The following is a 20191-nucleotide window of genomic DNA, read 5'->3' as shown; positions in this document are numbered from 1 at the left end:
CCTGCTTTTGACGAATTAAGGGTGAGCGCGGTCCTCGCAATCAAGCGCTGCCGATTCACCCGGCTGAATTCAGGGTGCAGAACGCCGTCGGTAATTAAGGGATTAATTACCGTGACGTGATGCGTTATTTAAAAGTGCTGATTAATCAGCTGAGTAGCTGTAACCAGATTGAGAGTTCATCGATACCTAAATATTCCCGCATGATGACGCCATCACGTAATTCCAAATGAGAAATACCGGAAATACACACTGGCTTGCGCGACGGCGGACCAAACTTTCCGTAGCCGTCATGCCAGCTCAACAGTGACCAGCGCAGGCTGATGCGCACCGGTTCGTTGGCATCGCGGCGCACCACCAAATGATGCAGCTGCGTTTCGCTGTCAGCGAATGAGGCGCGATAGCCGGAAAGGAAGCTGCCAATCTCCTGCTCGCCGGTAAAGCTGCTGTGGCCCGGTCCGTGCAAGGTGGCGGCAGGATGATAAACACCTGGCACCACACCGCTGTTGCCGCCGGCCCACATGCTGAGATAGCGCTCAATCAAACCCGCGATGGTTCCTTCGGCATCATCGCCATCCGGGCCGCCAGCCCAACGCGCTTCCAGCTCTTCGGGCGCGGGCATCTCCAGCCCTTGCTGCTGGCGCATCTGCGTTAGATGCTGGGCAAACTCCGCCACGTTGGTACCAATCTGCGCAAGAATGCCCGCGCGATCCTGCAGCAGCCACTCTTGCTCCACCAGCCCATCACGACAAATACGATCGGCGAAAGTACGTACCCAAACCGTTTTGCCACTCGGCGCGCCAAAGAAGCCTTCGCCCAGATGCTGAATACGTGCCTGCGTGCGCTGCGAGGCGTACCAACAGGTATCGCCTTCACGCGCGGTGAGAATATCTTCGGTCAGCACCTGACGCTGCGGGAAGCAATGTAACGCTTCCAGCGTCAAACGCATGAAATCGCTGAGTTCGGTCAGGCGCTTTTCCGGCGTGTGAAATACCACCGGCGTGGCGTAGAAATCAGCCAGCTGCCCGATATCCTTCTGCTCCCATACCACGTGGGTTAACGTCAGAATAAACTGCTGAATAGAATCAAACTGGGGACTGAAACCCGGCAATCGCATTACTCAACCTCCTCTGAACGAAATAGCAGCTGGCCGTTCTCTTCTACCACGCCGTGACGCGGACGCCGCGCGGAGTGGCGTACTACCAACGTGCCGGGAATAACAATTTGCTCGGGTGCCATCACCGCGCTGTCGATTTGCTGCATTAGCAGGCCAATGGTGCGTTGCACCATCACTTCAACCGGCTGACAGATAGACGTCAGCGCATACGAAGGCCAGCCCGCTGGACCAACATCGTCATAACCCACCACCGACACATCCTGCGGAATGCGCAGACCAAACTCGTAACGCGCCACATCCATAACCGTCAGCGCCATATGATCGTTGACGGCAAACACCGCATCGGGTGGCGTGCCGCTGCTGAACAATTGACGCGCCGCCTGTGCGGTTTGCTCGCTGTCGTTTTGACCCGCTAACACCGTGACGTCGATGTTGCGCGCGCGCAATGCCTCGCGAAAACCGTCCAGCCGTAGCTGATTTACCGAAGCGTTGTTCGCGCCGGTAATGCAGGCAAAGCGTTGATGTTCGCCTGCCAACAGAAATTCGGCGATCTGACGTGCGGCGGCACGGTTATCGGTATTCACGCTTGACGCCATTTCGCTTTCGGCGGTGCGGTTGAACAGCACCACCGGAATGCCCGCGCCGTGGCACTCTTCGGATAAGGCATCGGATAACGCGCCGGATGCCAGCACAATGCCATCCACGCGGTACTGCATGATCTGATCGAAAATGCGGTCAACATTGCTATCCCGATCGCTGACGAACAGCAGCAGATGGTAGTTAAGCGCATCCAGTTCACGCCCCAACGCTTCCAGCACATGGGGATAAAACGGATTATCGAAACAAGAGATCACCACACCAACGATGCGCGAACGTGCGGTGTTCAGCGATCGCGCCAACGCGTTGGGTCGATAACCCAACTCACGGGCAGACTGCAGCACCTTTTCACGCGTGGCCGGTGAAATACTGGCGCCCGGCGTGAAGGTACGCGATACCGCAGACTGTGAAACGCCGGCGTGCTGCGCAACGTGTTGTGAGGTCACTGGACCGAAGGTCTTACGTTTCATGGCGTTATCTTCCTGTTTAGCACACTGATGCACGGGTGACTGCCGGGCATTGTAGCCAATTTCATCAACCGGACTCACCTGCTTCGGTGTGTGTTTTTTACTCTTACACCTTTTTTGCATGCGTATGCAACACTCAATAACTTTTTTTTCACATTGCCAAGCACGCACTTTACAAACATGAAATCATTTCGTAACTTCGGCCGTTGAATACGTATTCAATGCATGCAACATAACCGACCCGGACTCAGGATGAAACCCGCGTTTTTAGTCACTTATCTGTGTTGATAAGAGGTTTAACATGTTTCGAGCACTGTTTAGCCGTCCCGAGCTGTTGACGTTTTTCACCATGAGCGTGCTGTTTTTTATCTGCATTCACGGCTTCGATGCCTTCATGGCGCCTTACATGGTGAGATTAGGCATTGAACCGCAAACCATCGGCATGATCATGGGCGCCTCTGGTTTGGCGTCGCTGTGCATCCGTTTTCCGCTCAGCGTCATCTCTGACGTGATGAAAAATCGCAAAGTGTTTATGCAGTTCGCCCTGCTGCTGCCGGTGATTGCCTGGCCGCTGGCATGGATGTTCCCCGCTGCGCTGACATTCTGGCTGGCCAAGCTGGCCTGCGGCATCGCTGCCGCGAGTTGGGTGCTCTACAACATCATTTTCATTCGCTATTTTCCTCGTGATGACGCGCCGGCTGCGGTGGCGCTGTTGGCATTGGCCGGGCCGATTGGCGTATTTATTAGCAATGCCATTTGCGGTGCCGTTGCCCTATGGCTGGGCAGTACGCAGGCGTTTTTTGTGCCAGCGATTGCCGGTTGCCTGGCGCTGCTTCTCAGCCTGCGCGTTCGTGAAGAGGAAGATAGCCACAAAGCGCCGCACCTCAAAGCCTGTATCGACAGCGCTAAACGCCAGCTAGCGGACCGCTCAATTTGGTTTATTGGGCTGCTGGCGACGGTGGTGATTTTGGTCCCGTTTGCCACTCGCGACACGCTCACGCCCATATACGCTCAGCAGTTAGGTGCCAAGGCGGGCACGCTGGCAGTGCTGAGTAATATCCACTTGTTGTTTTATGGTGTGGCCGTGGCATTGTGCAGTTCCGTGTTTTATCAGCGGCTGGGCTTGGTTAACACCGCGCTGATGGGCATCGGATTACAAATCATCTCGTCAATTTTCGTCCCCTTGACCAGCAACATGTGGCTGATTTACCTGTGGCAAGCTCTGGCCGGTTTTTCCTTTGGCATGGCGTTTGCCGTGTTTATGTCCTTAAGCGTGGTTAACACTTCGGAACATGAACAAACCACCCGGATGGGGCTGTTTCAAACCATCTATTCGTGCGGCATGTTTTTCGGCCCGGTGCTGATGGGCGTGTTGTTGCAACACGTCAATGTCTACGCGGGTTATTGGGTGATTGGTGGCTTGTGTCTGATCGCTGGCGTGTTAACACCGCTAGCGGCAAAACGGGTGCAGCAGCGTCAGTTGCCGCCAGCGGCACGTAAAGCGAGCGGCATGCTGTCGCAGGATGCGGTGAAATGAGTGCCGCGCGCCTGCAACCGCAGCGCAACAGTGCGGAAGAGGTTGAACGCCGCTTAGCCGCTATCAACGCAGGTCGCGCGCTCAACGCGATTATCAGTATTAATCCCCAGGTGATGAAAGAGGCACAGCGCTGCGATCGCTTATGGCGTAGCGGCGCGCCGGTTGGCGTGCTGCACGGCATTCCGCTGGTGATAAAAGATAATATTGATTGCGTCGGCATGGCTACCACGCTCGGCTGCCGGGCGCTGGCCGAAGCACAGCCACGTGAAGATGCGCGCGTAATTGCACGCCTGAGAACTGCGGGTGCGCTGATTCTCGCCAAAGCGAATCTGTCTGAGTTCGCCTTTGACGTACGTTCGCGCAGTTCGCTCGGCGGCGATGTGCGCAATCCCCTGAATCCACAGCTGACCGCCGGTGGCTCAAGCGGCGGCAGCGCAGCGGCGGTGGTGGCCGGTATGGCGGATGCGGCACTCGGCAGTGATACTGGCGGATCGATTCGCATTCCCGCGGCATGGACCGGTCTGGTGGGACTGCGTCCGGCATTTCGCCGCCGCCAGCTGCGCGGCGTCGCACCGCTTTCGCTCAGCAAAGACACCGTTGGGCCGATGACATGGTGCGTGGATGATGCGGCGCTGCTGCATCAGGTAACGCATGGGCTGCCGGTGCGCCCGCTAGCGCAGCGAACCTTGCGGGGTGTGCGGCTGGGCATGGTTAGCGATCTGCCAGGCAATGATGACGCGCAACGTCAGGCATTAGCACAGGCTTTCTCTCGTCTGCGGCGGGCGGGCGCCACACTAATTCCGCTGCGGTTACCGCTATCATCGCGCGTGGCGCAGGAACCTTGTCTCAGCCTGCGCGAATTCCATCCGGCGATGTCCCGCTGGCTAAGCAAAATGGACCATGCGCCTGCTTCGCTTTCGGATCTGCTGGCACGAGGCGAACATCTCGCCGAGTTCGATGAACTGCTGCAATTACACCTCACGCGCAGCGCGCTGGTGTGTGCCGCATGGCGCGAGCAACGCCGTTTTCAACGCCATTTGCGTCAGCAACTGCAACAGCAGATGCAGGATCAGCGGCTGGAGGCGCTGATTTATCCCACCAGCCAGCGCACTCCGATTTCACTGGAGAAGATGCCGCCGGGCTGGGCGCCGGAGCTGGCGGCCATCAGCGGCTTACCCGCCGTAACGTTGCCGTTTGGTCAACTAGCTAACGGTTTGCCGCTGGGGCTGGAACTGCTCTATCCAGCGCCTGATGAAGAAGCATTGCTGGCGCTCGCTTTGGCGATAGAGCGACTGTAAAACCTGATAAGTCATCATGTTAATCCCCGTTCTGCGGGGCTTTCTGCTGCCTGCAATTTGAAAAAACTGCGCACATTCTCACTTTTCATCTTTTCCCCTTTCAGCCTCTTTACGCTCTTTGCATACGTATGCAACCCTGATTAACAGCAATCAATGATGAGGAAATGAGCATGGCAATCTGGTTAAAACAGGCGGCAGCGAAAGCAGAACGCCAACAGCAGCAACAGCGCGTTCGCAGCGATGTGGAAGCAGTGCTGGCGCAAATTGAAGCGCGCGGCGATGACGCGGTGCGCGAACTCTCGATTAAGTTCGATGGCTTTGCCCGCGATGATTTCCGCTTAACGCCGCAGGAGATTAATGCCTGCCTGCAACAGCTGACCAAACAAGATATTCGCGACATCGAATTCGCTCAGGAGCAGGTGCATAACTTCGCTCAGGCGCAAAAAAATTGCCTGACCGATTTGGCGATTGAAACGCGTCCGGGCGTGATACTTGGCCATCGCAACATTCCCATCAGCAATGTCGGCTGTTACGTGCCGGGCGGTAAATACCCGCTGCTGGCTTCGGCGCATATGTCGATCATTACCGCCAAAGTCGCAGGCTGCGATCGCATCGTGAGCTGCGCCCCGCCGTTTCACGGTAAACCGGCTGCAGCCATTGTTGCGGCGCAGTCGATGGCCGGCGCCGACGAGATCTATGCGCTCGGCGGCATTCAGGCGGTGGGCGCCATGGCGATTGGTACTGAGCGGATTGCGCCGGTCGATATGTTAGTCGGGCCGGGCAACGCGTGGGTGGCCGAAGCCAAACGCCAGCTATTTGGCCGCGTTGGCATCGACCTGTTCGCTGGCCCTACCGAAACGCTAGTGATCGCCGATGACAGCATTGACGGTGAACTCTGCGCAACCGATCTGCTCGGCCAGGCGGAACATGGCCCCACCTCACCCGCGATTCTGCTGACCTGCTCGCGCCAGCTGGCACAGGAGACCGAGCGCTATATCCACCAGCTGTTGCTGCAACTGCCTACCGCCGATGTGGCGCAACAAGCCTGGCACGATTATGGCGAAATCATTCTCTGTGCCGATCACGACGAGATGCTGGCAGAAGCCAACCGCATCGCTTCTGAACACGTGCAGGTGATGACCGATCGCGATGACTGGTATCACCAGAACATGCGCAATTACGGCGCGCTGTTTCTCGGGCCGCGTACCAATGTGGCTTATGGCGACAAGGTGATCGGCACCAACCATACGCTGCCCACGCTGGGGGCATCGCGCTATACCGGCGGCTTGTGGGTGGGCAAATTTATGAAAACCTGCACCTGGCAGCGCGTCACCAGCGATGCGGCTTCGGCAGAAATCGGCGCTTACTGCTCGCGCCTGGCGCTGCTGGAGGGCTTTGCCGGTCATGCTGAACAGGCCAATATCCGCGTGCGCCGCTACGGCCAGCAGGAAGTGGCCTACGCCGCACCCGCGCCGGTTACGGTGAAATAAGGAGGCGCGCATGGTTCCGACTACCCCTTCATTTCGCCTGGATGGACAGCGCGCGCTGGTGACCGGCGGCTCGCGCGGTATCGGTTTTGCCGCCGCTATCGCGCTGGCCGACGCCGGAGCGCAGGTGTGGATTGCCGCGCGCGACGCCGATCGCCTGGCGCACGCCGTGCAGCAGGCGGCGAGCGCCGGCCTGACATTGCATCCGCTGCCGCTCGACGTCTGCAACACGCACGCGGTGCGCCAGACACTGCGCGCTTTGCCGAGCTTTCATGTGCTGGTCAACAGCGCCGGGCTGGCGCGCCATCAGCCGTTTAGCGAGGTCAGCGAAGCTAACTTTGATGCGGTAATGGACGTAAACCTGCGCGCCACGTTTTTCCTGTCGCAGCAGGTCGCGACCGGCATGCAGGCCGCCGGACACGGCGGCAGCATTATCCATCTCTCTTCGCAGATGGCGCACGTCGGCGGCCCGCAGCGCAGCGTCTACTGCGCATCAAAAGCGGCGCTGGAAGGGCTGACGCGTGCCATGGCGCTGGAGTTGGGACGCGATGGCATTCGCATCAACACCTTGTGCCCCACCTTTATCGAAACCGAACTGTCGCAGGCCTCGCTGGCAGATGAAGCGTTTCGCCAGCAGACGCTGCGCCGCATTCAGATTGGTCGTCTTGGCACGCTGGAAGATGTGATGGGGCCGGTGGTGTTTCTGGCATCACCGGCCGCAGCGTTGGTCACCGGCAGCGCGCTGAAGGTGGATGGCGGCTGGACGGCTTATTGAGGAACTCATTATGAAAGCGTTATTGCGTCGTGATGTGCTGCTGTTTTTCATTATTAGCTTGCTGTTTTTTATCAGCATTCACGCCTTTGATCCGTTTCTCGCCCCCTACATCATGTCGCTGAATGTCGAGGCGCGCGTGATGGGAATCATCATCGGTGCTACCGGATTGGCCTCGATGCTGTTGCGTTTTCCGACCGGCATTCTGTCGGACCGCTTTCGCCGCCGCAAACGCATTATCCAGATTGGCTTATTGTTTACGCTTATCGCCTGGCCGGTGGTTTACCTTTGGCCGACACCGGAAACACTGTTTATCGCCAAGCTCGCCGATGGCGTCACCAGCGCGACGTGGGTGGTGTATAACGTGATGTTCGTGGCTTACTTCCCGCCGCTGGAAGCCGCCGCCGCGATCGCCATGCTGAGCGTCACCTCGCCGGTAGGCACTTTTATCGGGATTTCGGTGGCGGGATTTATTGCCCGTCATTTCGGTGCCGAATCGAGCTTTTTGGTGGCGTCCGCTGCCGCGCTGCTGGCTTTTTTGCTGACATTCTTTATCCGTGAAAAACGCCCGGAAGCGATGCCCACGGCGCAACGTCTCTCTGCGGTTCGCACTCAGCTGCGTGATCCTTCGGTGTGGTATCTCGGCGGACTCTGTGCACTGGTGATGATGGTGCCATTTGCCACGCGCGACACGCTGACGCCGCTACTGGCAGAAGGCTTTGGCATGGCGGCCGCTTCGCTGGCGACGCTAAGCGGCATCCATCTGTTCTTCTATGCGCTGGCCACCGCGCTGTGCGCGCCCTTCTTCTATCGCCTGCTGGGCTTACGCAACACGGCAATTATCGGCGGCGTGCTGCAAGGGGCCGTAGCGATAGCCATGCCTTACGCGCCCAATATCTGGCTGCTGTATGGCTTGCAGGCGCTGGCGGGCTGTGCCTTCGGCATGATCTCCACCGTGCTGAATTCGCTAATCGTCACCCGCACGCCCGCCTGGCAGCAATCCACTCGCGTTGGGCTATATCAAAGCATCTACTCCGCCGGGATTTTCTTTGGCCCGGTGCTGGTCGGCTACATCAAATATTACTTCGCGATGCAACAGGGCTTTATGGTGATTGGCATTATTTCATTGCTGTCGCTGCTGCTGGTGCGCCATGTGATGCGGATGGTGAATGCCCGTCCTGTGGCGGAGGGCTAATCATGTCACTGCCTTTGGTGTTACTGGGCGGTACCTTGTGCGACGGCGCGTTGTGGCAACCGCTTTGCCGCCATCTACCGCCGCATCCGATGATCATTCCCGAGATGAGCGGTGCTGACAGCGCCGAACAGCTCGCGGCGCAGCTGCTGACTGACTTGCCTGCTCGCTTTTTACTGGTGGGATTCTCGCTGGGTGCGCTGGTGGCGCTGGAGATGCAGGCGCAAGCCGCGCAACGTATCGCGGGCCTCGCGCTGCTGGCGGTGAATCCGTTGGCGGATGCGCCGGTCAACGCTGCGGGACGTATTGCCTTGCTTGATCGAGCTGCGAAAAACGGTATGCGATCGGTGGTTGAGCAACTCTGGCCGCGCTATGTGCATGCATCGCGGCTGGCGGATCGCGAGCTGCTTGGCGCGCTGGTGACGATGGCAGAACGCAGCAGCGTTGAGCGCTTTCGTCAACAGACCGCCATCGCCATACAACGTCGCGATTTACGGCATACCTTACCGTCGCTGCAGGCACCGCTGTTGATCCTCAACGGCGACAGCGACGCCATCTGCACCCCCGAACACCATCACCTGCTTGTCAAAGCGGCTCCCGCCGCACGCCACATCACGCTTGAGCAGTGCGGACACTTTCTGCTGCTGGAGCAGCCGCAAGCCTGTGCCCGCGCGCTGCAAACCTGGATTAAGAGGAGTGAATTATGCGTATCAACCCTTTAAAACAACGCCGTGAACCGATTATTAACGGCTGGCTGGCGATCCCCAGCAGCTACAGCGCCGAGATTGCCGGACATCAGGGCTTTGATGCCGTCACCGTTGACCTGCAACATGGCCTGATCGATTTCGCCGCCGCACTCAGCATGTTGCAGGCGCTATCCTCCACACCCGCGACGCCGCTGGTGCGCGTCTCGCACAACGAGCCGGCGCAGATTATGCGCATGCTGGATGCCGGCGCCTACGGCATTATCTGCCCGATGATCAACGATGCCGCCGAAGCGCAGCAGTTTGTCGATGCCTGCCGCTATGCGCCGCAAGGTTCGCGCTCGTTTGGTCCAGCGCGTGCGCTGCTGTATGGCGGCAAAGATTATCCGCAGCATGCTAACCAGCAAATTCTGACGCTGGCGATGATTGAAACACGCGCGGGGTTGGCCAATCTTGATGCCATTCTCGACGTCGAGGGATTGGACGGCGTGTTTATCGGCCCCAACGATCTGTCCCTTACGCTCACCGGCCAGGCCAGCGCCGAATCGCAGCATCCTGAGATGTTAAATGCCATTGAACGGGTGCTGAGCCGCACCCGCGCCGGCCACAAACTGGCCGGTATTTTTTGTACCAGCGGAGAAGCCGCCGCACAGCGCATCGCACAGGGCTTTCAGTTGGTGACCCCCGCCAATGATGTGATGCAGCTAACGCATGCCGCACGCCACGCTGTCGCCACCGCGCGCGGTGAGGCGTTGCCTGTTCGTTCTGGTTCGGGTTATTGAGGAGAAGAAGATGAAACAGCAAACATTGTCCGCTACAGCAGCACGTGCGCGCCTGATCGCGCCGCAAGATATGGTGTCGTGCAATCTGGCGTTTATCGACTGCAAACTGCCGGGTTCGCATCTCAAGCAGAATTACTCGTTTATCGGGCCGGGCGTGACGCAGTCGTCTGAGCAGGTGATCAATATTCCTGAAGCGCACGGTTTTAATATTGGCGCGGCGGCGATGCCAAAAGGCGTGACCAATAATCTGCATCTGCATTTCACTGCCGAAGTCTTCCTGATCCATGAAGGCCGCTGGCGTTTCCGCTGGGGGAATAAAGGCGAAGAGTCGCTGGAGCTCGACGCTCCGGCGATTGTCAGCCTGCCCACCTGGATTTTCCGTGGCTTCACCAATGTGTCGGCTACCGATACCGATGGCTGGGTATTTACCGTGCTAGGCGGCGATAACACCGGCGGCATTATCTGGCATCCCGATGTGATGTCGGCGGCGGCGGAGTATGGACTCTATCTCAGCCCCAATAACATGCTGATCGATACCTCAACCGGCGCGGCGATCCCGCCGGTTGCAGAGCGTATGCCGCCGCTGCCCGAGGCGGAGATGGCGCAGTTACAGCATTTTACGCCCGAGCAGATGGCGCAGTTTGCCGTCACCGGTGAGCAGCGCGCCTGGAGCGATCACGCGCTACTGGATGCCATGTTGCCAGGTCACGGTGCGCGTATGGCACCCGTTATCGGCTATGGCATCAATCAGGATCGTCAGGTCGCTCCGCCCATCAACACACCACACGGCTTCTCGGTAGAGTGGCTGGCTTTGCCACAAGCGGGCGAGATGGGTACGCACCGCTGCGCACAGGTGCAAGTACTCATGGTGTTTAAGGGCACGCTTACTGTGACCTTCAATCGTGATGGTGAAGAAGTGACGATGACCGCGCCGGAGCGTTCGGTGATTTCCGTGCCGGCAGGCAGCTGGCGTCGCTATCAGGCACCCGATCATGCGTGTGAAGTGGTGATTACCACTGCGGGTGACGGACGGAAAAAACTGGAATGGGATAAAGCGATTGTCGATGCCGCTGCTGCGTTAGGTTGGGGGCTGGATCCAGATGGCTATCTGGTACGTCAGGCATTGTTGCCGCTGGTGGCCCAGCGTGCCGGTCGGCGGTTGGCGACGCAAGAGGCGTAATGGTATGTAAAAAGGTCGCCATAAATGGCGACCTGACGATGTACGTTATGGCTTCATCACCTGGTCGTAGCTGCCACCATCGGCGAAGTGGGTTTTCTGGGCTTGCGTCCAGCCACCAAATTTGTTGTCGATAGTGAACAGTTTTACCGGGGCGAATTTATTGGCAAATTTCTCCGCAACGGCTTTATCACGTGGACGATAGAAATTCTCCGCCGCGATAGTCTGACCTTCCGGCGAGTAGAGATACTTGAGGTAATCTTCGGCTACTTTGCGGGTGCCCTGCTCGTCGACCACTTTATCCACTACCGAAACCGTTGGCTCCGCCAGAATCGATTCGCTTGGGGTGACGATCTCAAACTTGTCTTTACCCAGCTTATTTACCGCCAGATAGGCTTCGTTCTCCCACGCTATCAGCACATCGCCAATGCCGCGTTCCACGAAGGTGTTAGTGGCACCACGTGCGCCGGAATCCTGCACTTCTACGTTCTTAAACAGCGATTTCACGTAAGCCAGCGCTTTGGCTTGATCGCCGTTGTTCTGATCCAGCGCCCAGCCCCATGCAGCCAGATAATTCCAGCGTGCGCCGCCTGACGTTTTCGGGTTTGGCGTGATGACGGAAACGCCCGGTTTGATCAGATCTGGCCAATCATGAATGCCTTTCGGGTTGCCTTTGCGCACCAGGAACACGATGGTTGAGGTGTAGGGTGCGGAGTTGTCCGGCAGGCGCTTAATCCAGTCTTTATTGATACGACCACGGTCAGCAATAGCATCGACATCAGATTGCAGCGCCAGCGTAACCACATCAGCTCGGATGCCATTGATCACTGAGGTTGCTTGTTTACCTGAACCGCCGTGCGACTGGCGAATCACCACGTTGTCGCCGGTTTCCTGCTTGTAATGCGCGCTAAACGCTTTGTTGTACTGCTCGTACAGCTCACGGGTTGGATCGTAAGAGACGTTTAACAACTGAATATCCTTTGCCAGAACACTGGTTGAAGCCAGTAACAGGGTGACACCAATACTCCACTTATTCATTGCTTGCTCTCCCGAGGTCGTTATAGAACAAGACTGACACAAACTTATCCACGGATTAAAGAATTAAAAATAAGCTGTTATAACCGCACGGAATATGAGCAGGCATAAAAAAGGCGCGAATCGCGTCGCGCCTTGGTGCTGAATAATCAGTAGAGTTTTTTCGCGGTATCCAGCCAGTCGCGTTTGAATGGACGCTTCATATTTTCAATCGCATCGATGATGTCGTGATGCACCATCTTCTCATTCTGAATACCGACGCAGCGGCCGCCGTAGCCTTGTAGTAGCAGCTCGATGGAGTAGGAACCCATGCGCGAGGCCAGAATGCGGTCATAGGCACAAGGTGCGCCGCCACGCTGAATGTGACCGAGAACGGTAGCGCGGGTTTCGCGTTTAGTTTCAGCTTCGATGAAGTGCGCCAGATCGTCGATATCGCAGATGTGCTCGGTGATCGCCACGATGGCGTGCTTTTTACCTTTGGCAATGCCGGCTTTGATTTCAGCAACCAGCTCTTCGCGGGTATACGGGATTTCAGGTAGCACGATGAACTCGCAACCACCGGCAATCGCTGCCGCCAGGGTTAAATCGCCGCAGTAACGGCCCATCACTTCCACGATGGAGATACGCTGGTGGGAAGATGAGGTGTCACGCAGGCGGTCAATCGCTTCAACCACGGTTTCCAGCGCAGTGAAATAACCGATGGTGTAATCAGTACCTGCTACGTCGTTATCAATGGTGCCAGGCAGGCCGATGCACGGGAAGCCCATTTCAGTCAGGCGCTTAGCACCCATGTAGGAACCATCACCGCCGATAACCACCAGCGCATCAATACCACGCTTTTTCATGTTATCAATCGCGGTCTGGCGCACTTCATCATTGCGGAATTCTGGGAAGCGGGCGGAACCGAGGAAGGTGCCGCCGCGGTTGATCATGTCTGACACGCTGTAGCGGTCAAGGTTGATCATGCGATCTTCGTACAATCCCAGATAGCCGTCGTAAATACCAAAAACTTCCAGTCCTTCACTCAGCGCGGAACGTACAACTCCGCGAATGGCTGCGTTCATGCCTGGGGCGTCGCCGCCGCTGGTCAGTACTCCGATTTTTTTGATCATGACAACCTCTGGATTGTTCAAAAACTAAGGATTATTCCTGCCATGTGTCCGGCGTGGACCAGCTCGCGATCGCATGGCTTAATAGTTGCAAAATAGTATATCAAACGCTTGATGCTGAATTGATTCAGGTCAGACAAGTTTTCGCTAATTTTTTACAGAGTTGTTAGCGTTACGTCACTTTTTTTGTGTAATTGCATGATTTTAAGTTGCTAACCTTGAAAAAATCCATGTTGATTGCTCGGCACAACAGAACAGGGATCTTGATGGATGATGACGTCTGAGCCGGGAAACCTCTTGAGTAACGCCTGCTCAATTTGATCGGCCACCTGATGGGCCTGCACCAGCGGCAGCTGATCTTCCATCTCCAGATGCAGCTGGATAAAACGCGTGGGGCCCGATTGTCGCGTGCGTAATGCATGCGCGCCACGTACGCCCGGCCAGTTGGTCACCACGTTGATAATCTCCTGCGTTTCATGCTCGGGCAAAACGCGATCCAACAGCGCCTGTACCGCGTCATAACCCATCCGCAACGCGTTATAGAGAATGTAAACGCCGATGCCGAGCGCGAACAACGCATCCGCCCGTACAAAACCATAGCTGCTCAAACCGAGAGCGACCAATATTGCGCCGTTCATCACCACGTCAGATTGATAGTGCAGCATGTCTGCGCGAATCGCCTGGCTGCGCGTGCGTCGCACCACCCAGCGCTGGAAGGCAACCAACGTCAGGGTTGAAAACAGCGCAATCACCGTCACCACAATGCCCACCAGCGGCGCATGTAAGGTTTCGGGTGAGGCCAGATGCTGAATGCCGGTGAGAAACAGAAACAGCGCCGAGCCGGAGATAAACATGCTTTGCGCCAGCGCGGCCAGTGATTCGGCTTTGCCGTGGCCGAAGGTGTGATCGTCATCGGCCGGCTGCAGTGAGTAGCGCACCACCAGCAAATTGGTTAGTGAAGCGGCGATATCTACCAATGAATCCACTAACGCCGCCAACATACTGACTGAACCGGTATGCCACCAGGCGAAAATTTTTACGATTAACAGCAATGTCGCCAGCGCCGCCCGATTCACTAACTTTGCATAGGAAGAATCCATGCTATGCCTCGCCGGGTCGCACGCTTCATAGGTGCGGCCTTTAGGTCTCAAGATGGCTAAAGTTTATCATCGGCATAAGTGTGCTGCGTGATTGAATTTTAAGGCAATGATGTTAGAGAGAAATGACAGGCAAAAAAAACCCCCGCATCATGCGGGGGAAGACAGGGATGGTGTCTATGGCAAGGAAAACAGGGATACTATGTTACTGGTTACTGCTGGTACTACTCACTGCTTGCAGCGGTGATGATGGCTGCAATCCTGAGAGCCGACGAACTTCAGCTAATCGTCGCTCATAATTTTTCTGCAATGTCGCTTGCTGTGCAGGCGTTAGCAGGTGATACATCTGATTACGAACCCGAGCCATCTCGACTTGCTGTTCTACCGCTGCGCGGGCTTGTTTCTCTGCCTGCTGTCGGATAGCCGATTCGTTAAATTTGTCTGCAATGACAAGGTCATGCATAGTTTCTATATCTTGAACGCTGATGGTTGGGCGTTCGTGTCGCGCTTGCTGCATCAGGTCTCGCATCTGCTGCCGCTGTTGTTCAGTCAGCTCAATGCCATCGAACATGTAGCTTTGCGGATTTTGCGTCATACTGCCTGTCGTCAATCCGCTGTTCGGATGCATCTCGTCAATCGTCGTCGTGTCTGCTGCTTCGGCGCTGGCGTGACTGAGAACCATCGCTGAGGCAATGACGACGGCGGTTAAGTAGCGCATCGTTAACTCCCAGTTCGTTCCGTTTTGCGATTCAACGAGAGCCAGTGTACGGCGGTGGCTGCAAACATCCGTCAGGGGGTGTAAAACTACGTAAAGCGTTGGATTGCAAGTCAAGGAACACGGTATTTTGCCTGCGGAGGGCAATAAAAAATGAATAAAATCCTGTTGGTTGATGACGACCGCGAATTAACTTCGCTGCTTAAAGAACTGCTTGAGATGGAAGGTTTTGAAGTCATTGTGGCAAGCGATGGTGAGCAGGCGCTTAACCTGCTAGACAACACCGTGGACTTGCTATTGCTTGATGTGATGATGCCGAAGAAGAACGGTATCGACACTTTGAAAGAACTACGCCAACAGCACCAAACTCCGGTCATTATGCTGACTGCACGTGGCAGCGAACTGGACCGCGTTCTGGGCCTTGAACTGGGCGCAGATGACTATCTGCCTAAACCGTTTAACGATCGTGAACTGGTAGCGCGTATTCGTGCCATTCTGCGCCGTTCAAACTGGAGCGAGCAGCAACAGCAGCACGATAACAGCTCACCAACGCTGGAAGTCGACTGCCTGCGCCTGAATCCGGGTCGTCAGGAGGCCAGCTTCGACAGCGAAACTTTGGATCTCACCGGCACCGAGTTCACCCTGCTCTATTTGCTGGCACAGCATCTGGGTCAGGTGGTATCGCGTGAGCACCTTAGTCAGGAAGTGCTGGGCAAACGTCTGACACCCTTTGACCGCGCTATCGATATGCACATTTCTAACCTGCGTCGTAAATTGCCGGAACGTCGTGATGGTCATCCGTGGTTTAAAACCCTACGCGGACGCGGCTATCTGATGGTTTCGGCATCATGATTGGAAGTTTAACCACCCGCATCTTCGCCATCTTCTGGCTCACGCTAGCGTTGGTGTTGATGCTGGTTCTCATGGTGCCTAAACTCGATTCGCGCCAGATGACCGCGTTACTAGAAAGCGAGCAGCGTCAGGGCACCATGATTGAACAGCACGTTGAAGCGGAGCTGTCTCAGGATCCGCCGAACGACTTAATGTGGTGGCGTCGCCTGTTCCGCTCCATCGACAAATGGGCGCCGCCCGGTCAGCGTTTATTATTAGTGACCAGCGAAGGCCGGGTGATTGGCGCGCAGCACAATGAAATGCAGATCATCCGCAACTTTATTGGGCAGTCGGATAACGCCGACCACCCACAAAAGAAAAAGTATGGCCGCGTGGAGATGGTTGGACCTTTCGCGGTCCGCGATGGCGAAGACAACTATCAGCTTTACCTGATTCGTCCTGCCACCAGCTCGCAGCTCGATTTCGTTAATCTGCTGTTTGACCGCCCGCTACTGCTGCTGATTGTCACGATGCTGATCAGCTCGCCGCTGCTGCTGTGGCTGGCGTGGAGCCTGGCGCGCCCCGCGCGCAAACTTAAATATGCGGCGGATGAAGTGGCAAGCGGCAATTTGCGCCAGCATCCGGAACTGGAATCGGGGCCGCAAGAGTTTCTGGCTGCGGGTTCCAGTTTCAACCAAATGGTGAGCGCGCTCGAACGCATGATGACGGCGCAACAGCGTCTGCTATCCGATATCAGCCATGAATTGCGTACGCCGTTAACTCGCTTGCAGCTGGCAACCGCGCTCCTGCGTCGCCGTAACGGTGAAGGCAAAGAGCTGCAGCGCATTGAAACGGAAGCGCAGCGTCTGGATGGCATGATTAACGATCTGCTGGTGCTGTCGCGAACGCAGCACAATAACGCGCTGGTTAGCGAAGCGATGAAGGCCAATCAGCTTTGGAATGGCGTGCTGGAAGATGCCAAATTTGAAGCCGAGCAGATGGGCAAACTGATGGAAGTGCCCTATCCGCCTGGCCCGTGGCCGCTGTACGGTAATCCCCATGCGTTGGAGAGTGCGCTGGAAAATATCGTGCGTAATGCGCTGCGCTATTCGAATTCGCACATCAGCGTCAGCTTCTCGGTAGATATTGCGGGCATCACCATTCATGTCGATGATGATGGTCCAGGAGTCAGCCCAGAAGATCGCGAGCAGATTTTCCGTCCGTTCTACCGCACCGATGAGGCGCGCGATCGTGAGTCAGGCGGCACCGGATTAGGCCTGGCGATTGTCGAAACCGCCATCCAGCAGCATCGCGGCTGGGTTAAAGCGGATGACAGCCCGCTCGGCGGTTTACGCCTCACGCTGTGGCTGCCGCTGTACTCCGCCCGTCAATAATTTGTTATGCTTCGGCCCTCGTTTCTGGGGGCCTTATGCTAAACATTGTCTTATTTGAACCTGAAATTCCGCCAAATACCGGCAACATCATTCGCTTGTGCGCAAATACCGGTTTCCAGTTACACCTGATTGAACCGCTGGGCTTTGCCTGGGATGACAAGCGCCTGCGCCGCGCCGGGCTGGATTACCACGAATATACCGCCTTAAAAAAACACGCCAATTACGCAGAGTTTCTGGCAACAGAAACGCCACAGCGCATGTTCGCCCTCACCACCAAAGGAACGCCTGCGCACAGCGCGGTGAGCTATCAGAAGGGTGATTATTTGGTGTTTGGTCCGGAGAGTCGCGGTTTACCCGCAGAAATTCTCAACGCGCTACCCGCTGAGCAGAAAATCCGCATTCCGATGATGGCGGAGAGCCGCAGCATGAACCTGTCTAATGCAGTATCAGTGGTGGTGTATGAAGCGTGGCGCCAACTCGATTATGCTGGCGCACTGATCAAAGGCTAGATGCCGTCGCCGTACTCAAAGCCTGCGCCGTTGAAGTGCTGATCCATATCCATCGACGGTTTATCGCTGGTCGGTTTACCGACAATGCGCGCTGGTACGCCGGCCGCCGTGGTATGCGGCGGTACAGGCTGCAGGACAACCGAACCGGCTCCGATTTTTGCGCCGCGCCCCACTTCAATGTTGCCCAGAATCTTGGCGCCGGCGCCAATCATCACACCTTCACGGATCTTCGGATGGCGATCGCCGCTGGTTTTACCAGTACCGCCGAGCGTCACCGATTGCAGAATTGAAACATCATTTTCAATGATTGCCGTTTCGCCGATGACAATGCCGGTAGCATGATCAAGCATGATGCCGCGACCAATGCGTGCCGCCGGGTGAATATCCACGGCAAATGAGACGGAGATTTCGTTCTGCAGATAGACAGCCAGCGCGCGGCGGCCCTCTTTCCACAGCCAATGGCCGATGCGATAGGCCTGCAAGGCGTGGAAACCTTTGAGGTAAAGCAGCGGCGTAGAGTATTTATCAACGGCGGGATCGCGCTGGCGTACAGCCTGAATATCGTAGGCTGCAGAGACAATCATCTCCGGGTCTTCACGATAGGCTTCTTCCACGATTTCGCGAATAGCGATAGCGGGCATGATCGGGTTCGCCAGCTTGTTAGCGAGCATGTAGCTGAGCGCGCTGCCGAGGTTTTCGTGTTTGAGCAGTGTCGCATGGTAAAAGCTGGCCAGCATCGGTTCACAGTCGGCCAGGGCTCTGGCTTCGGCTTTGATATGGTTCCAGACCAGTTCTAACTCTTCAGACGACATTGCTGTTTGCTCCCGATAAAAAAAGCGCCTGATGGGGCGCTACAGGTGGTGACGCTGGCGCATCCTGCTTTAGCTTTGGCTGTTTTCGTCCTTCCTTGCACGGCCAAGTAAGGTCAATGCTGCCTCTCGCGCTGATTTTCCGCAATAGAGCACCTGATAAATCTGCTCGGTAATCGGCATTTCTACGCCGACGCGCGCGGCCAATGCTTTGACTTCTTTGGTGTTTCTGTAGCCTTCTACAACTTGTCCGATAATGCGTTGCGCCTCGTCTACGCTCTCGCCTTGCCCCAGCATCATGCCGAAACGACGGTTGCGCGACTGATTATCGGTACAGGTCAGCACCAGATCGCCTAAACCGGCCATGCCCATAAAGGTGGTGGCATCGGCGCCCAGCGCTGCGCCAAGACGGCTCATTTCCGTCAGGCCGCGAGTGATCAAGGCGGTACGCGCGTTGGCACCAAAGCCAATGCCGTCAGAAATCCCCGCACCAATCGCAATCACGTTCTTCACCGCGCCGCCTAACTGCACGCCGATGAAATCCTGATTATTGTAGACGCGGAAACTTTTGCCGCAGTGCAGCTTCTGCTGCAGGTCTTCAGCGAACTCCGCATCGGTGGATGCCAGTGCGATGGCCGTTGGCATGCCGGCTGCCAGCTCTTTGGCAAAGGTGGGTCCGGAAATCACCGCGAGTGGAATCGCATCGCCGAGGATTTCACGCGCCACATCCTGCAGCAACCGGCCGGTCTCTTTTTCCAGCCCCTTAGTCGCCCAGACAATCCGCGAATCGGCACGCAAATGCGGCTTAAGCTGCGTCAGCACGTCGCCAAATACATGGCTCGGCACGACGACCAGCAGATCGCGACTGGCGTTAACCACGGTTGCCAGATCGGCTTCAGGAACAAGATTATCAGGGAAAGGGACATCGGGCAGGAAAGCGGCATTGCAGCGGTCAGCTTGCAGCTGCGCCACGCTTTGAGGATTGTGGCCCCAGAGCAGAACCGGATGGCCGTTGCGGGCCAGCGTGATGGCCAATGCGGTGCCGTACGAGCCGGCACCGATGACGCTAATTGAAGCGTTGAGTGTAGTCATCAGGCATCCTGATGTGGCGCTTCGCCTTCACCTTGCTGCTGCAGATAGTTCATGAACAGCGCATCAAAGTTCACTGGCGCCAGGTTGAGCTGCGGGAAAGTACCACGAGACACAAGGCTGGTTACGCATTCGCGTGCATACGGGAACAGAATGTTCGGGCAGTACGCGCCGAGGCAATGCGCCATCTGCGTGCCTTCGATACCGCTAATGGTGAAAATGCCCGCTTGCTGTACTTCACACAGGAATGCGGTTTCTTCGCCAACGGTTGCCGTTACGGTAACGCGCAGAACGACTTCAAAAACGCCATCAGCTAACTGAGAAGAGGCGGTGTCCAGATCCAGCTTCACTTCCGGTTCCCACTCTTTCTGGAAAACCTGCGGTGCGTTTGGCGCTTCGTAAGAAACATCTTTGGTGTAAACACGTTGAATCTGGAACTGCATTTCGCTGCTGCTTTGCTCTGACATGTGACTAAA

General features: G+C 56.5%; 20 protein-coding genes. 11 read left to right on the top strand and 9 right to left on the bottom strand.

Features of this window, described 5'->3' with window-relative positions:
* Positions 1-145: 145 nt before the first annotated feature.
* Both ACFQW4_RS21705 and ACFQW4_RS21700 read right to left on the bottom strand, forming a co-directional pair.
* Positions 146-1114 carry a nuclear transport factor 2 family protein gene (locus ACFQW4_RS21705; protein WP_110868187.1) on the bottom strand — a complete coding sequence of 323 codons (969 nt, stop codon included), beginning with the start codon at positions 1112-1114 and terminating at the stop codon, positions 146-148.
* Complete coding sequence (locus ACFQW4_RS21700; RefSeq protein WP_377727510.1) at positions 1114-2181, bottom strand: LacI family DNA-binding transcriptional regulator; 1068 nt, start codon at positions 2179-2181, stop codon at positions 1114-1116. Before ACFQW4_RS21700 ends, ACFQW4_RS21705 begins: the two co-directional genes overlap by 1 nt.
* A gap of 298 nt (positions 2182-2479) precedes the next feature.
* On the opposite strand from ACFQW4_RS21700, the gene ACFQW4_RS21695 reads away from it, so the two are divergent.
* The 8 genes from ACFQW4_RS21695 (at position 2480) to ACFQW4_RS21660 (ending at position 11130) form a co-directional block, all read left to right on the top strand.
* Positions 2480-3715 carry an MFS transporter gene (locus ACFQW4_RS21695; protein WP_377727507.1) on the top strand — a complete coding sequence of 412 codons (1236 nt, stop codon included), beginning with the start codon at positions 2480-2482 and terminating at the stop codon, positions 3713-3715.
* Complete coding sequence (locus ACFQW4_RS21690; RefSeq protein WP_377727504.1) at positions 3712-5013, top strand: amidase; 1302 nt, start codon at positions 3712-3714, stop codon at positions 5011-5013. Before ACFQW4_RS21695 ends, ACFQW4_RS21690 begins: the two co-directional genes overlap by 4 nt.
* A 170-nt stretch (positions 5014-5183) precedes the next feature.
* A complete protein-coding gene (gene hisD, locus ACFQW4_RS21685) occupies positions 5184-6503 on the top strand; it encodes a histidinol dehydrogenase (protein WP_377727501.1) in 1320 nt (439 codons plus the stop codon).
* A 10-nt stretch (positions 6504-6513) separates the two neighbouring features.
* Entirely contained in the window at positions 6514-7275 is a 762-nt protein-coding gene (locus ACFQW4_RS21680; RefSeq protein ID WP_377727498.1) for an SDR family NAD(P)-dependent oxidoreductase, read from the top strand.
* A 10-nt stretch (positions 7276-7285) separates the two neighbouring features.
* A complete protein-coding gene (locus tag ACFQW4_RS21675; protein WP_158238591.1) occupies positions 7286-8467 on the top strand; it encodes an MFS transporter in 1182 nt (393 codons plus the stop codon).
* A 2-nt stretch (positions 8468-8469) separates the two neighbouring features.
* On the top strand, positions 8470-9186 hold the full coding sequence (locus ACFQW4_RS21670) for an alpha/beta fold hydrolase (RefSeq protein WP_377727494.1): 717 nt from the start codon (positions 8470-8472) through the stop codon (positions 9184-9186).
* A complete protein-coding gene (locus tag ACFQW4_RS21665) occupies positions 9168-9950 on the top strand; it encodes an HpcH/HpaI aldolase/citrate lyase family protein (RefSeq protein ID WP_101760659.1) in 783 nt (260 codons plus the stop codon). Before ACFQW4_RS21670 ends, ACFQW4_RS21665 begins: the two co-directional genes overlap by 19 nt.
* A 10-nt stretch (positions 9951-9960) precedes the next feature.
* Positions 9961-11130: a cupin gene (locus ACFQW4_RS21660; protein WP_377727490.1), complete on the top strand. Its 1170-nt coding sequence runs from the start codon at positions 9961-9963 to the stop codon at positions 11128-11130.
* A gap of 45 nt (positions 11131-11175) precedes the next feature.
* Here the strand turns inward: ACFQW4_RS21660 and ACFQW4_RS21655 are convergent, their stop codons facing one another.
* From ACFQW4_RS21655 to cpxP, 4 genes are all read right to left on the bottom strand, one after another.
* Positions 11176-12165, bottom strand: a complete 990-nt coding sequence (locus tag ACFQW4_RS21655; RefSeq protein ID WP_101760661.1) for a sulfate ABC transporter substrate-binding protein — start codon at positions 12163-12165, stop codon at positions 11176-11178.
* A 146-nt stretch (positions 12166-12311) separates the two neighbouring features.
* The gene (gene pfkA / locus ACFQW4_RS21650) at positions 12312-13274 is read right to left on the bottom strand and encodes a 6-phosphofructokinase (protein ID WP_101760662.1); all 963 of its coding nucleotides are present in this window, start codon (positions 13272-13274) and stop codon (positions 12312-12314) included.
* 209 nt (positions 13275-13483) lie between these two features.
* On the bottom strand, positions 13484-14371 hold the full coding sequence (fieF, locus tag ACFQW4_RS21645; protein WP_377727485.1) for a CDF family cation-efflux transporter FieF: 888 nt from the start codon (positions 14369-14371) through the stop codon (positions 13484-13486).
* A gap of 202 nt (positions 14372-14573) precedes the next feature.
* A complete protein-coding gene (cpxP, locus tag ACFQW4_RS21640; protein ID WP_101760664.1) occupies positions 14574-15086 on the bottom strand; it encodes a cell-envelope stress modulator CpxP in 513 nt (170 codons plus the stop codon).
* A gap of 150 nt (positions 15087-15236) precedes the next feature.
* On the opposite strand from cpxP, the gene cpxR reads away from it, so the two are divergent.
* The 3 genes from cpxR to trmL are packed head-to-tail and all read left to right on the top strand — an operon-like array spanning position 15237 to position 17817.
* Positions 15237-15935 (top strand): envelope stress response regulator transcription factor CpxR, encoded by a 699-nt coding sequence (gene cpxR, locus ACFQW4_RS21635; protein ID WP_007885339.1) that lies wholly within the window; start codon positions 15237-15239, stop codon positions 15933-15935.
* Complete coding sequence (cpxA, locus tag ACFQW4_RS21630; RefSeq protein WP_101760665.1) at positions 15932-17308, top strand: envelope stress sensor histidine kinase CpxA; 1377 nt, start codon at positions 15932-15934, stop codon at positions 17306-17308. Before cpxR ends, cpxA begins: the two co-directional genes overlap by 4 nt.
* 35 nt (positions 17309-17343) lie before the next feature.
* The gene (gene trmL, locus ACFQW4_RS21625) at positions 17344-17817 is read left to right on the top strand and encodes a tRNA (uridine(34)/cytosine(34)/5-carboxymethylaminomethyluridine(34)-2'-O)-methyltransferase TrmL (RefSeq protein ID WP_101760666.1); all 474 of its coding nucleotides are present in this window, start codon (positions 17344-17346) and stop codon (positions 17815-17817) included.
* Here trmL and cysE read toward each other — a convergent pair.
* The 3 genes from cysE to secB form a co-directional block, all read right to left on the bottom strand.
* The gene (cysE, locus tag ACFQW4_RS21620) at positions 17814-18629 is read right to left on the bottom strand and encodes a serine O-acetyltransferase (protein WP_007885334.1); all 816 of its coding nucleotides are present in this window, start codon (positions 18627-18629) and stop codon (positions 17814-17816) included. The genes trmL and cysE overlap by 4 nt on opposite strands.
* Positions 18630-18698: 69 nt before the next feature.
* Entirely contained in the window at positions 18699-19718 is a 1020-nt protein-coding gene (gene gpsA, locus ACFQW4_RS21615; RefSeq protein ID WP_101760667.1) for an NAD(P)H-dependent glycerol-3-phosphate dehydrogenase, read from the bottom strand.
* On the bottom strand, positions 19718-20182 hold the full coding sequence (secB, locus tag ACFQW4_RS21610) for a protein-export chaperone SecB (RefSeq protein WP_101760668.1): 465 nt from the start codon (positions 20180-20182) through the stop codon (positions 19718-19720). The genes gpsA and secB overlap by 1 nt, the downstream gene beginning before the upstream one ends.
* Positions 20183-20191: the final 9 nt, after the last annotated feature.

Origin of the sequence: Pantoea sp. GCM10028869 (assembly GCF_042666835.1) — a bacterium.
GTDB lineage: Bacteria > Pseudomonadota > Gammaproteobacteria > Enterobacterales > Enterobacteriaceae > Pantoea > Pantoea leporis.
The sequence above is the reverse complement of the archived record's forward strand: the minus strand, read 5'-3'. Positions and strand labels throughout refer to the sequence as shown.